At 66.1% G+C, this 13,822-nt stretch carries 10 protein-coding genes; 3 read left to right on the forward strand and 7 right to left on the reverse strand.

The features are described from left to right. Positions 1–114 precede the first annotated feature (114 nt). The 7 genes from ACSVDO_RS08440 to ACSVDO_RS08470 all read right to left on the reverse strand — a co-directional run bounded on the left by ACSVDO_RS08440 (position 115) and on the right by ACSVDO_RS08470 (position 9,804). Entirely contained in the window at positions 115–1,269 is a 1,155-nt protein-coding gene (locus ACSVDO_RS08440) for an alpha-hydroxy acid oxidase (RefSeq protein ID WP_489595855.1), read from the reverse strand. A gap of 70 nt (positions 1,270–1,339) precedes the next feature. Further along, complete coding sequence (locus ACSVDO_RS08445) at positions 1,340–2,029, reverse strand: Fe2+-dependent dioxygenase (protein WP_332537858.1); 690 nt, start codon at positions 2,027–2,029, stop codon at positions 1,340–1,342. Between the two features lie 17 nt (positions 2,030–2,046). Further along, a complete protein-coding gene (locus tag ACSVDO_RS08450) occupies positions 2,047–4,266 on the reverse strand; it encodes a TonB-dependent receptor (RefSeq protein ID WP_489595857.1) in 2,220 nt (739 codons plus the stop codon). A gap of 237 nt (positions 4,267–4,503) precedes the next feature. Further along, positions 4,504–4,806 carry an SWIB/MDM2 domain-containing protein gene (locus ACSVDO_RS08455; RefSeq protein WP_159918033.1) on the reverse strand — a complete coding sequence of 101 codons (303 nt, stop codon included), beginning with the start codon at positions 4,804–4,806 and terminating at the stop codon, positions 4,504–4,506. A 257-nt stretch (positions 4,807–5,063) separates the two neighbouring features. Then, a complete protein-coding gene (gene fhuE, locus ACSVDO_RS08460; protein ID WP_489595858.1) occupies positions 5,064–7,448 on the reverse strand; it encodes a ferric-rhodotorulic acid/ferric-coprogen receptor FhuE in 2,385 nt (794 codons plus the stop codon). A gap of 97 nt (positions 7,449–7,545) precedes the next feature. Further along, positions 7,546–8,835, reverse strand: coding sequence for a sigma-70 family RNA polymerase sigma factor (locus ACSVDO_RS08465; RefSeq protein WP_489595860.1), 1,290 nt, complete (start codon positions 8,833–8,835; stop codon positions 7,546–7,548). A 69-nt stretch (positions 8,836–8,904) separates the two neighbouring features. Then, positions 8,905–9,804 carry a LysR substrate-binding domain-containing protein gene (locus ACSVDO_RS08470; RefSeq protein ID WP_332537855.1) on the reverse strand — a complete coding sequence of 300 codons (900 nt, stop codon included), beginning with the start codon at positions 9,802–9,804 and terminating at the stop codon, positions 8,905–8,907. A 156-nt stretch (positions 9,805–9,960) separates the two neighbouring features. On the opposite strand from ACSVDO_RS08470, the gene ACSVDO_RS08475 reads away from it, so the two are divergent. From ACSVDO_RS08475 to ACSVDO_RS08485, 3 genes are read left to right on the forward strand one after another with little or no spacing between them, the layout of a single operon-like run. Then, positions 9,961–10,953, forward strand: a complete 993-nt coding sequence (locus ACSVDO_RS08475) for a Bug family tripartite tricarboxylate transporter substrate binding protein (protein WP_332548067.1) — start codon at positions 9,961–9,963, stop codon at positions 10,951–10,953. Between the two features lie 59 nt (positions 10,954–11,012). After that, on the forward strand, positions 11,013–12,407 hold the full coding sequence (gene hglS, locus ACSVDO_RS08480) for a 2-oxoadipate dioxygenase/decarboxylase HglS (RefSeq protein ID WP_489595863.1): 1,395 nt from the start codon (positions 11,013–11,015) through the stop codon (positions 12,405–12,407). Beyond that, positions 12,404–13,651 (forward strand): aminotransferase-like domain-containing protein, encoded by a 1,248-nt coding sequence (locus ACSVDO_RS08485; protein WP_489595865.1) that lies wholly within the window; start codon positions 12,404–12,406, stop codon positions 13,649–13,651. The genes hglS and ACSVDO_RS08485 overlap by 4 nt, the downstream gene beginning before the upstream one ends. Positions 13,652–13,822: the final 171 nt, after the last annotated feature.

Genomic DNA, 13,822 nt, shown 5'->3' on the forward strand with positions numbered 1-13,822 from the left:
GCAGTTGTGGCTGGCTATTGAAGGGATGAAAAGAATTATAAATGAGAACTCATCGCATTCGTAATTCGTAATTCAGCCGGCAATTATGAAGGGCTTTCCGTCAACGCGCACTCATCAATCCTGCAGCAGTGCGGGCGTCGCATCGGCCAGAGTGGCGCAGCCGGTCAGCGCCATGGCGATTTCCAGTTCATCGCGCAGCAGGCGTAGCACATGCGCCACACCCGCGGCGCCTGCGTTGGCCAGGCCCCAGACAATGGGCCGGCCCACCATCACCGCGCTCGCGCCCAGGGCCATGGCCTTGAGCACATCGGTGCCGCGGCGAATTCCGCCGTCGACGATCACCGGCAGCTGCGCCGCGTTGCCGGGCCCGGCCTGCAGCGCCTGCACGATGCGCGGCAAGGCGCGCGCCGTTGCCGGGGCGCTGTCGAGCGTACGACCGCCGTGGTTGGAGACAATGATGCCCGCCGCCTGCAGGCGCGCCGCCTGCAGCCCATCCTGGGGATGAAGAATGCCTTTGAGCAGCACCGGCAGGCGGGTCTGGGCCTGCAGCCAGGCAAGGTCTTCCCAGGTGGGCGCATGGCGCAGCATGCCGGCGCACAGCGCGCCGTCGCCCGGCGCCGCGGCGCCCGGCGCAGCGGCGCCCGGCGCGCCCACCGGCGCCAGGCCCTGCAGATTGACCGCGGAAATGCCCGCGGGCAGATGGAAGCCCGCGCGACGCTCGCGGTCGCGCACACCGGACACCGGCGCATCCACGGTCAGGACCAGCGCTTCGTAGCCCGCGCGCTCGACGCGCTGCACCAGTTCGCGCGTGAAGCCGCGGTCATGCTGGAGGTAGAGCTGGAACCACAAGGGTCCGCGTCCCGCGGTGCCGAGCACCGCCTGGGCCGGCAGCTCCAGCGGCAGGCTGGCCTGGGTGCTGAGCGTGAAGCCTGCGCCCAGCGCGGCCGCCGCATAGGCGCTGGCGAGCTCGCCGTCGGCATGGGCCAGGCGCTGGAAGGCCATGGGCGCGACCAGCAGCGGATGGGCGTATACCCGGCCGAGCAACTGAACGCGGGTATGGCCCTGGGCCAGCGGGCGCAGCACGCGCGGCCACAGCGGCAAATCATCCCAGGCCGAGCGGTTGGCCTGCAGGCAGCGTTCGTCTGCCGCCCCGCCGCTGAAATACGCCCAGGCATTGGCATCGAGCACTTCGGCGGCGCGCCGCTCATGGTCGGCAAGGCAGACGATATCGGGGGCGACGCTTTGCAGGGCGGGAAGGGAGGAGGTCATGCGACGGCTGGGCGAGATCGAAGAGGTATTTATGCCACAGCGCGCAAGCGGGCGGACCGGGATCTGCGGCTCAGACGTCGGCCCACAGGCGCAGCAGGTTGTGGTAGGTGCCGGTCAGCTGCACCATGCTCGGGTGCTTTTCGCCGACTTCGGCGCGCAGCTTGAGCAGCGCCATGTCCATGTCGAACAGCATCTGGCGCTGCTCGGTGCTGCGCACCATGCTCTCGATCCAGAAGAAGCTCGCGATGCGCGCGCCGCGCGTGACGGGCGCGACCTGGTGTACGGTGCTGCTGGGGTAGAGGATCAGATCGCCCGCGGGCAGCTTGATGCGCCGCTCGCCCAGCGCTTCCTGGATCAGCAGTTCGCCGCCGTCGTATTCCTCGGGCGCGCTGAGAAACAGCGTGCAGGAAATGTCGCTGCGCACCCACTGCGCCGGGTTGTGCGAATGCAGCACGGCGCCGTCGATATGGGCGCCGTAGAAATTGGAGTCACCGCTGTAGCGGTTGAAAAGGGGGTTGAAGACGCGCTTGGGCAGGGCCGCTGAAAAGAACAGCGGATCCCTGGCCAGCGCGGCGCGCACCTTGGCCTGGAGCTGGTGCGAGACATCGCTGCCCTGCGCCAGTTGCAGATTGTGCTTGAACGACTGGGCCTGGCCGCCCGCGCTGGTCCTGCCATCCACCCAGGGCGCGTCGTCTCCGAGGAGCTGGCGCGCGCTGTGGACTTCGTCCGGAGTGAAAACCTGTTTCAGGTGCAGGAACATGGCGGGCAATGGCAGGATCAGAAGCGGGTCTTGACGGTCAGCTGCACGGTGCGCGCTGCGCCTGCCGTGTAGAAGCCGCGGTACAGCGAATCGGCGTACAGCTTGTCGCTCAGATTGGTGACGTTCAGTTTGAGCGATGTCTTCTGGTCGAAAGTGTACTCAGCCATGGCATCGATGGTGGCAAAGCCGCTGGCCTCCAGGGCGCGCGAACCTTCGGGGCTTTGCTTGCCGCGGTAGGTCAGGCCTGCACCCAGGCGCAGCTTGGGAGTCACGGCATAGGTCGACCAGACGCTGCCGCTGTGCTTGGGCGTCAGGCCGGGACGGTCGCCACGGGCCTGGGCACCGCCGCCGTTGGCTGGGACCACGACCGTGCTGCGATCGATCTCGGCTTCGGGAATCCAGGTGTGGTTGTAGAAGATGTCCCACTTCGGCGTGATGTGGCCGGCCAGGTTGAATTCCATGCCTGCTGCATGGCGCTTGCCCGACAGCAGATAGCCCGGGTTGTCCGGATCGGTGTTGCGCTCGTTGAACTTCTCGCTGTAGAAGGCGGCGACGCCCAGCAGCGCGCGGCGTTCGAACAGCTCCCACTTGCCGCCGATTTCCAAATTGCGGCTCTTTTCGGGCGGGGTGTTGGCCAGCGACTCGGTGGTTGCGCTGACGTTGCTGAATTGATAGGTATCGCCCGACGTGTTGTACGAGGTGCCGAACGACACGTAGTACGAGGTCAGCTCATCGGGCTGGAAGATCGCACCGATGCGCGGGCTCCACAGGCCTTCCGACGTCGAGTCGGTCAGCGCACCCGTGGCATTGCGGTAGCTGGCCTTGAACTGGTCATAGCGCAGGCCGCCGACCAGCTTGACGGTCTCGGTCAGCGACATCGTGTCCTGGAAGTACAGGCCGATGTTCTGGGCCTTGAACGTGTTGAATGGCACGGGAGCGCGCAGGTCGGCTGCCGATGCGCCGTTGTTGGGCGTGCCCACCGAGGTCATCAGGTAGTTCGTCGCGGCGCTCGAATTGCCGTTGCTGTTGGCGTAGTTCGAGTTGCGGTCCGCATCGTCATGGTAGTAATCCAGGCCCGCGATGATCTTGTGCTTGTTGCCGCCCCAGTTGAACTCGTTGGTGTAGTCGCTCTGGATCTGCGTCATCGTGCTCTCGCCGATGCGGCCCTTGGAGGTGCGCGTGATCGGCGTGCTTGACTGGATCTGGTCCAGCGACGTGATGGAGGAGCCGAAGCGGATCACGCTGGCCAGCAGGTCGCGCTCGTACTTGCCGTGGCGCAGGCGGGTCTGCAGCTCGCCGCCGTCGTCGAAGCGGTGGATATGACCCAGCGTCAGGTATTGCGACGAGGTGTTGAGGTGGTCGCTGTTGAGGCCGTAGTAGTTCTTGGCAGGCAGCGTGGGGATGATCTTGCCGTTGCTGGTGATCCAGGGCGAGTTGTAGTTCGGGCGGCCCTTGATGTCGAGGTAGTACAGGCCCACGGAGAATTCGTCGCGCGTGCCGATGCCCCAGGCAAACGTAGGCGCGATGCCGCGCTTTTCCTGCTTGGCGCCGTAGTTGTCGGCGTCGTGGATCATGGCGTTGACGCGCAGCGCCGCGTTCTCACCGGTCTTGAAGTTGAAGTCGCCTTGCGCGCGGTTGAATTTGCCCGTGCCCAGGGTGTACGAAATTTCGTGCTGGTCGATCAGCAGCGGTGCCTTGTTGACCTGATTGACCACGCCGCCCGTGGAGCCCTTGCCGAACAGCATGGAGGCCGAGCCCTTGAGCACTTCGACGCGGTCGTTGTTGAAGGTGTCGCGCTCGTACAGCGGCGCGTCCTTCATGCCGTCGACATAGATGTCGCCGGCCTGGCCCAGCGAGAAGCCGCGCAGGCGCACATCTTCCTCGCCGGTTTCACCAGCCTGGAACGTGACGCCGGCGGTGGTGCGCAGCACTTCGCGGAAGTCGTCCTGGTTGCGGTCGTTCATCAGGCGTTCCGTGAACACCGTGACCGACTGGGGAATGTCCTTGATGTCCTGCTTGCCCTTGCCGACCGTGGTCTGCTTGATGAGCAGCGTGTCCTTGCTCTGCACTTCAGCGGCTTCGCGCACGGTCACCGTGCCCATGGTGGCTTCGGGCGCTGCGGGCGCCTGGGCCCAGCTGCCCACCGAGGCGGCAAGCATCAGCGCGCCCAGCGGCAGCAGTGCTTTGTCGGAGGAGGACGCGGGGAAGGCGACGGGGCCGAGTTCGGCTGCCGTCATGGGCGCTGTTTTCTTCAAGATAATGCTCCGGAAATGATGGTGGACTCTCAGCAAGAGCCGCTTGATTTTTGAACCGGAGAGCAGCGCCTGCGCTACTCTGTCGGCCGGAGCGAATCATAAATAGAAATGGGATTAATTCGCATTGCGTAGTTTGTTTTTTGCAACGCTTTTGCAAATTTCCCTGCCTGCAGACGAAAAAAAGCCGGCTAGCTGCCGGCTTCTTGAGGCGAGACGGAATTACTTCACGTGCTTGCCGATCAAGCCTGCCATTTCGAACATCGAAACTTGGGGCTTGCCGAACACTTCCTTGAGCTTAGCGTCGGCGTTGATCATGCGCTTGTTGGCTTCATCTTGCAGCTTGTTGGCCTTGATGTAGACCCACAGCTTGCTGATGACTTCCGTGCGTGGCAGCGGAGCCGAACCCACGACCGCGGCCAGGGCCGGGCTGGGGGTCAGGGGTTTCATGAAGGCGGCGTTGGGGGTGCGTTTCTTAGCGGGTGTCGCAGAAGCTGCGGCCGGTGCCTTCTTTGCAGTTGCCATGTTGCTTTTCCTAGTTGGTGATAATTCTGGACCAATGCCAAGCATGCGCTTCTTATCGGTTCAACAGATGCTACTGGGAAATTTTCTGCTTTCCAAGTAGCGCAAGCGCTTTTTTGCCTCGAATTGTTGCGCCAGTGCACTGTAAATGCCTCCAAGGCCCCGGGGAAGGCCCTTTGCCTCACGTTTTCCCGGGGCCGGCGCGCGCTTTGGCGGTGCGCGCCGGCGGCCCCATTAGGCGCGCAAAGGCCTGTCGGCGCTCAGAATTTGTGGTTCAACGTGGCCATGACGCTGCGCGGCGCACCCCAGGCACCATGGCTGTAGTAGCCGATCTGGCTGTAATACGTGCGGTCGAAGAGGTTGTTGACATTGACTTGTAACGAAGTGCGTGAATTGAGTTGGTAGCGCGCCATCAGGCTGAAAAGCGCATACGCATCCTGCTGCACGCGCTCGCTGCCTTTCGGACCGCTGGCGATGGTGTAGTTGCTGCTTTGCCAGTTGACGCCGCCGCCCAGCGTCAGACCGCTCAAGCTGCCGTTCAGGCGATAGGTCGTGAACACCCGCAGCAAGGTGCGCGGCTGGTTGGTGTTGACCGCCGCATCCGAAGCATCTTTGGCGGTGTAGTGCGTGAAGCCGCCGGACACATTCCAGCCGGGCTGGACTTCACCCGACACGTCGATGTCGAAACCGGTGCTCCTCACGCCCTTGGCACCATAGTAGGCCTGGTCTAGCCCGCCAGGGATCATGTGGTCGCCATCGGCCTGGGCCAGATTCTCCTGCTGGATGCGAAACAGCGCCAGCGAGGTGTTGAGCTTGCCGCCCTGCAGGCTGTTCTTGATCCCCAGCTCGAAGTTCTTGCCGACGATGGGGTCGAGGTAGCGGCCCGTGCGGTCGCGTGCATCCTGCGGATTGAAGATGCTGGTGTAGCTGGCATAGGCCGTGGTGTGCGGGCCCAGGTCATAGGTCAGGCCCGCATAGGGAATGAACTTGTGGTCTTCGCGCAGGTAGTCCACGTTGCTGTCGCGCCAGGTGCTGTAGCGTCCGCCGACGATCAGGTTCGCTGCGTCGCTCAGCGAAAAACGGGCCGCGCCATAGTAGCCGCGCTGCGTGACCTTGCCCTGGTCAAGCGTGCGGGTGGGGCTCCAGCCAGGCTCGGGGTAGCTGCCGTCCCAGCCGTTGCCAAACACCACGGGTGCGAGGTCCTGCGCCTGCTGGTAGTCGTAGCGGTACTTCTGCGCGCTGCTCAGCAGGCCGAAGGTCAGCTCATGCTTGCGGCCCAGCAGCTCGATCGGGCCGCCCAGCTGGGCATTGATGCTGTCCTGCGCGCGGTAGCCGTTGTAGATGCTGCCGATGGCGCGCATTCCGGCGCCGGTGCTGACATCGGGCCAGCCTATCAGGAAGATCAGTTTGGTATCGAGCGCCTGCTTGCTGTGGGTCAGGCCCAGGTTGGCTTTCCAGTCGTTGTCGAAGCGGTGTTCGAGGTTGGCAAACGCGGTCCTGGTCTGCGTGGCCCAGTAGGCCCAGTCGGCCGCAGGCGTTGCCGAACGGTCCCAGTGGGTGCGCGTGCCATCGGCGTACCACAGCGGGAAGCCGCCCCAGGGCGTGCCCTTGGGGTCGTTGTCCTGGTAGTCGGCGCCCACGCTCAGCCTGGTCGAGGACGTCAGATCGGCATCGATCACGCCGTAGAAGACCTTCTTTTTCACGCTGCTCAGATTCACATAGGAGTCCGAGTCCTGGTAGGCGGCGACGACGCGGCCGCGAATGCGGCCGTCGGCGGTGATGGGCGTGGAGAGATCGACCGAGCCCCGGTAGTTGCTCCATGAGCCCAGGCCCAGCGACAGTTCGCCCGCGAGCTCCTTGCTGTCGGCGCGCTTGCGCACCAGATTGATCGACGCGGCGGGATTGCCGGCGCCGGTCAGCAGCCCGGTCGCGCCGCGCAAGACCTCGACGCGGTCATAGAGCGCGGCGTCGAGTTCGGCCTCGCCCGCATACCAGTTCGACGTGCCCGCGGTGGGGATGCCGTCGTACATGAAGTTGGTTATCGGGAAGCCGCGCGCGTAGTAGGTCATGCGGTTGCCATCGTTGATGCTGGCCGAAATGCCGGTGGTGTTGGCCAGCAGCTCGGTCAGGTTCTGCAGCCGCTGGTCTTCGATGCGCTGCTGGGTCACGATGCTGACCGACTGCGGTGTGTCTTTCAGCGACAGCGCCAGGCCGGTCGCGGCCGATGTGGCGCGCGTGGTGTACGAACGCGTGCCCTCGGTGGTCGCCGATGGCACGGCCTGGGCGACCACGGTGACCGCGGCCATGGTCTGCCCCGCGGCGTCGACGGGCAGGCGCTGAATGGTCAGCGTATTGCCTTCGAGCCGGCCCTGCAGGCCGCTGCCCTGTAGCATTTCGCCGAGTGCGCTGCGCGCATCGCGCACGCCCTGGATGCGCGGCGCCTGCTTGCCCTGCACCTGTTCGGGCGAGAACGCGAGCTGCAGGCCGGACTGGTCGGCCAGCGCCTTGAGCGCGCTGGCCAGCGGCTGGGCCGGAATGTCGAAGCGCCTGTCCTGCGCCATGGCGGACTGCAGGCTCAGCGCGAAACCAAGGGCGGCGACGGCGCAGGCCAGACGGGTGCGGCGTGCGGGGAATTTCTTCTGCATGGATGGGACCTGGTTGGGTTGTTGAAGGCTCTCAACCTGTAAGACCCACAGAACGCAAAAACAGGGCAGACTTTTTTGGCAGGTCGCGCGGCGCGGGCTAGCGGCGATCGATTTCCATGCTGCCGTCGGGGTGCCGGATGACGCGCACCGGCAGCACGTTCGGCAGCGAAGCGATCCAGCCGCGCGCATCCACGATGCGCACCGTGCCGCTGATCGGCAGGTGGGCGACGGCGGGCGTGGCGCGCAGCGGCGCGGGCGAATAGCGCGCGACGCGCGCCAGCGCCTGGTCCAGCCGCACGGCGTCGAAATCGAGCTCGCCCTTGCGCCAGGAAGCGGGGCTGGTGACTTGCGTCGCAATGACGGTGTCGGGTTTCACGCGCAGGCTTTGGCCTGCGCTCAGCTCGGTGGTCTGTCCGTGGGCCACTACCTGCACCAGGCCGGACTCGACCTGCACCGCGATGTTGTCGCCGCCGTCGATTTCCACGCCAAAGCGCGTTCCGAGCACGGTCACCTTGGTGCCCAGCGCGTGCACGACAAAAGGCCGGTCCGCGTCCCTTTGCACCGCGAAGAACGCCGCGCCCGCATGCAGCCGCAGCGCGCGCACGTCGGCCGAGAAATCGATGTCGATGCGGCTGAGCGCATCGAGCGTCAGCTCCGAGCCGTCGGGCAGGCTGCGCTGCAGCATGCGCCCGCGCAGCGTCGCCAGCGTGGTCTGGTAGCGCAAGGCTTCGCGCTGCAGCAACTGCCAGATCGCCGTGCTGCCCAGGCCCACGGTGAAAACGCCCAGCAGCGCCGTGAGCGATTTGCGCCGGCTGCGCGTCTGCGCCGCGCCGGCGGTTTTTTTCGCGCCCGCAGGCGACTGGCGCCAGTGGTGCAGCGCGTCTTCGATGCCGCGCGTGGCCTGGGTGATGTCGCGCTTGACGGTGTCGATGGAGACGCCCAGGCGCCGGGCAATGTCGATTTGCTTTTCATCCTCCAGGCCATGGGCCAGGTAGACCTCGCGCGCGCGCGCCGGCAGACCGGCCAGCGCCCGTTCGACGGCTTCCACGGCCTGGCGGTACATTGCGGAGTCGGCCACGTCGGGCGCCTGGGCTGGCGACACGGCGTCGATCTGCGCGCATTCGGCCAGATGCGTCTGCATCCAGTGGCCGCGGCGCAGATGGTTCATGACCAGGTTGTGCGAGATGGTGAACAGATAGGCGCGCGGATCGGCCAGCGCCGCGTCCTTCCCGGGAGCGCGCTCGGCAATGCGCAGCCAGGTGTCATGCGCGAGCGCGCGCGCCTCATCTGCATTGCCCGTACGGCGCGCGATGTAGCGCACCAGTTCGGCATAGTGCTGGGAGAACGCGCCAAGAAGGGCGTTGTGCAAGGGAGAGGAGGGCGTCATGGGCGCTGGAATCATATCTCATCATGAGAATGATTCTCAATATGGTGACCTGCCCGTGGGCCTCAGGCTCTAGCTGCAGGCGAAATCGTGCGCCGCCGCCAGCAGCCACTCGCGCAGCCCGGCCACCGCGTCGCTGGTTGGACGCGAGTCGGGCGTCACGAAGTAATAGGCGTTGGACGAGCGCAGGAAGTGCCTGACCGGAGAAAGCAGTTCGCCCTTGATCAAATACTGCTCGACCAGAAAGCGCGGCACCAGGCCCAGGCCCAGCCCCGCGCGTACCGCGCTGATGACCATGGTGTGGTGCTCGAAGCGCGCGCCGCTCATGGGGTTGGCCAGGTCCACGCCGGCAGACTCTATCCAATGTTTCCAGTCGAGCGCGCGCGAAGCGAGGTGCAGCCGCGGCGCCATCGCCACTTCCTGCGCCGAAACCTGCGTTCTTCCCGCGAAAAAGTCAGGGCGGCAGACAACGATGGACTCCTCGCCGAACAGCAGATCGGTGCGCGCTCCGGGGTAGACATCGGTGCCGTAGTGGATGGAAGCGTCGTAGGGCGCGCCGTCGAAGAAAAAGAAATCGGTCTTGGCGCTGATGTTGACGACCACTTGCGGGTGCCTGGCATAGAAGTCGGGCAGGCGCGGAATCAGCCACTCGACGGCCAGCGTGGGCACGCAGGCCAGCTCGACGATTCCGCCCGAGCCTTCGTGCGCCATCACGTCGAGCGTGTTGCGTTCGAGCTGCGCGAGCACCTCGCGCACCTGGCGGCTGTAGGCGGCGCCGGCCGCGGTCAGCGTCACGCGCTTGTTGGCGCGGCGGAACAATTCCACGCCCAGGAACTTCTCCAGCGCGATGATTTGCCGCGACACCGCGCTTTCGGTGATGAACAGGTCTTTCGCCGCGCGCCGCAGATTGAGATGCGAGGCCGCGGCCTCGAATGCGCGCAGGCTGCTCAGGCTGGGAATGCGTTGTCTCATGCTTGCCTACTTGATGACTTTTGGTTGTCATTGTAGGTAAATAATTCGCTTTGGAGACTTGGCTTGATGAGTAATGATGCCGGCCATCACCCGTTCAGCGTGAGCGCGTGATGTCGGCCCGGAGCAAGCCGACTCCACACCATAAGGAAAACATCAATGAAGCGTCTCGTCCGTTCTATCGTCCAAGCCAGCGTGGTCGCCGGCTCCCTGGTCTGCGCCGCCGCCAGCGCCGCGCCTTTCCCTGAAAAGCCGGTGCGCATCATCGTTCCGTATCTGGCCGGAGGCACGACCGACATGGTGACGCGCGTGGTCGGCGACCAGCTGTCGCTGCTGTGGAAGCAGCCCGTCGTGGTCGACAACCGCCCCGGTGCCGCGGGCATGGTCGGCACCAGCGGCGCGGCGAATTCGCCCGCGGACGGCTACACGCTGCTGGTCGGCTCGGTCGGCGAGTTCTCGATCAATCCGGCGCTGTACAAGAAGATCGCCTACAACGCCGATACCGACTTCTCGCCGGTGTCGCTGATCGCCCGCGTGCCCAACGTGCTGGTGATCTCGCCGGTGTTCGCCGAGCGCGCGCGCATTCAGACGCTGGCCGACCTGGTCGCCTACGCCAAGGCCCATCCCAAAAGCGTGAACATGGCTTCGGCGGGCGCGGGCACATCGACCCATCTGGTCGGCGAGCTGTTCCAGCGCATGACCAAGATCGAGATGAGCCACATTCCCTACAAGGGCAGCAGCGCCGCGATTGCCGACCTGCTGGGCGGCAGCGTCGACGTGATGTTCGACAACCTGCCTTCGTCGCTGTCGTTCATTCGCTCTGGCAAGCTCAAGGCGCTGGCCGTGACCACCGCGGCGCGCTCGCCCGCGCTGCCTGACGTTCCCACGATTGCCGCGGCCGCCGCGCTGCCCGAGTACGACGCGGGCCCGTGGTTCGGTCTGCTGGCGCCCAGCAAGACGCCCGATGCGGTGACCAAGAAGATCAACGAGGACCTGGTGCGTGTTTTGCAGCTGCCCGTGGTGCAGGCCAAGATGCGCGAAGCCGGTGCCGAGCCCAGCCCGACGACGCGTGCGGAGTTCGCCGAAGTCCTCAAGCGCGATCGCGTGAAGTGGGGCGACATCGTGAAAGCTTCCGGCGCCACGGTGGATTGAATGGGCAATGGCGGGGGCGCTTCATCCGACATCGGCCCCCGCCGATCTTTGGTTACATCATGAGCAATATGAACAGCAATTCGTCCTTCGTCGCCGCAGACGAGATCCGCGCACGTTTCTCGCACGCCATGTCGGCCATGTACCGCCAGGAAGTGCCGCAGTACGGGACGCTGGTGGACCTGGTGGCCGACATCAACACCCGCACCTTGAACGCCGAGCCCGCGCTGCATGCGCAGCTGGCGCGCGCGGATGAGCTCGATCGCCTGGATGTGGAGCGCCATGGCGCGATCCGCGTGGGCACGGCGGCCGAACTGGCAACGTTGCGGCGTCTGTTCGCGGTCATGGGCATGGAGCCCGTGGGCTATTACGACCTGTCCGTGGCCGGCGTCCCCGTACATTCGACGGCTTTCCGTCCGGTCAGCGATGCCGCGCTGCTGCGCAATCCTTTCCGCGTGTTCACTTCGCTGCTGCGCCTGGAGCTGATCACCGACGCCGCGCTGCGCCAGAAGGCCGCCGACATCCTCGCGCGCCGCAACATCTTCACGCCGCGCGCACTCGAGTTGATCTCCCAGTGCGAAGCCGAGGGCGGCCTGTCTGCAGCGCACGCCGACGATTTCGTGCGCGAGGCGCTGGAGACCTTCCGTTGGCACAACACGGCCACGGTCGACGCGCAGACCTACCGCGCGCTGCAGGCGTCGCACCGCCTGGTCGCGGACGTGGTCTGCTTTCGCGGACCGCACATCAATCACCTCACGCCGCGCACGCTGGACATCGACGCCGCCCAGGCCGCGATGCCCGCGCGCGGCATGGATGCCAAGGACGTGGTCGAAGGCCCGCCGCGGCGCGACTGCCCCATTTTGCTGCGCCAGACCAGCTTCAAGGCGCTGCAGGAGACGGTGCGCTTCACCGACGATGAAGGCGCGCATACCGCGCGCTTCGGCGAGATCGAGCAGCGCGGTGTCGCGCTCACGCGCAAGGGCAGAGCGCTCTATGACGCACTGCTGACCGAAGTGCGCGACATGAGCAACGCAGGCAGCGCCGCGCCCGATTACACGCAGCGGCTGGAGCAGGCATTTCGCGCTTTTCCCGACGACCATGGCGCGCTGCAGGCCCAGGGCCTGGCGTTCTATCGCTATAGCCTGACGGCCATCGGCCACGTGCAAGCGCGAGCGGCGGATGCCGAAGTCAGTCTGGAGCCGCTGCTGGCCAAGGGCTGGGTGCAGGCCGATCCGATCACCTACGAAGATTTCCTGCCCGTGAGCGCGGCCGGCATCTTCCAGTCCAACCTGGGCGGCGAAGAGCAAAAGCAGTACCAGGCGAATGCCGCGCAGCAGGCCTTCGAGGCCGCGCTGGGCGCGCAGGTGCATGATGAAATCGCGCTGTACGAGGCCGCGCAGCAGCGCTCCATCGATCAGCTGCGCGCGCAGCTGCGCAGCGCGGCGGCGGCCGCATGAGCGCGCCGCATGCACAGGCCGGCATGCCGGCGTTTGCCGCGATGTTCGCCCAGCCCGCGGGCTCGCCCATCCGGGAGCTGTTTCCTTACCTCAGCCAGCCGGGAATGATCTCGCTGGCGGGCGGCTATCCATCGCCCAGCCTGTTCGATGCCGAGGGGCTGGCGCTGGCCGCGACCCAGGCCATGGCCGGCGGCGCGCAGGCGCTGCAGTATTGCGCGACCGAAGGCCTGCCGCTGCTGCGCGAAGCGCTGGCCGCGCAGACGCGCGCACGCGGCATGCAGGCCGGCGCCGAGCAGCTGCTCGTGACCACGGGCTCGCAGCAGGCGTTCGATCTGCTGGTGCGGGTGCTGATCGAGCCGGGCGATACCGTGCTGGTCGAAGTGCCGGCCTATCCCGCGACGCTGCAGGCCTTGCGCCTGGCGCAGGCGCGCATCGTTCCCGTGCCCATGGACGAGCATGGCCTGCAGACCGAGGTCCTGGCCGAGCTGCTGCGCGACCTGCCCGCAGCGCAGCGCCCCAAGCTGCTCTATACCGTGCCGAACTTCTCCAATCCTCGCGGCACCTTGCTGAGCGCCCAGCGGCGCCAGGCCCTGGTGGAGCTGGCCAGCACCCATGGCTTCTGGGTGGTCGAGGACGACCCGTATGGCGAGCTGTGCTTTGACGCCGCGGACGGCAGCACGCCGCCCATGCCCACGGCGCTGCGCACGCTGGGCGAGCGGCTGGGCGCTGCCGTCAATCCGGTGATCTACCTTTCCAGTCTTTCCAAGACGGTCGCCCCGGCCTTGCGCGTGGGCTGGATGCTGGCCGATGCCGAGCTGCTGCGCCGCTGCACCATCGCCAAGCAAACGGTCGATCTGTGCACCTCGCCGCTGGCGCAGATGGTCGCGGCCGCGTACTTGCAAAGCGGGCGCTATCCGGCCTGCGTGCAGCGCGCGCGCGCCGAGTACCAGCGGCGCATGCAGGCGCTGGTGCAGGGCATCGAGGGCCAGCTCGACGGCCTGGTGCATTGCGCTGCGCCTGCGGGCGGGATGTTCGTCTGGGCGACGTTTGCGCAGTCCATAGACCCGCAGGCGCTGTTCGACGCCGCGGTCGCGCGCCAGGTGCTCTATGTTCCCGGCAAGGCGTTCTATCCCGAGAATGCGCCGGTGCACGCCATGCGCCTGTCGTTTGCCGCGCCCGACGTGGCGCAGATCGAGCAGGCCGTGCAGCGCCTGGCCGCGGCCGTGGCCCAGGTTCGGCGCTGAACACGTGGGGCGCTGCTGCGCCCCACGCCTGGCCGGCCGCAAAGCCCTGCGCGCCGCTATGGCGACCGGCATGGCAGGCAGGCCGGCGAAGTCGGCAATGCCGCGCCGCGCGCGTGCCTTCAATACGCTTGCTGACAAAATCTCTGGCATGTATGCCCAAAAAGCCGCATT

It is taken from the genome of Comamonas sp. DB36 (assembly GCF_057914905.1).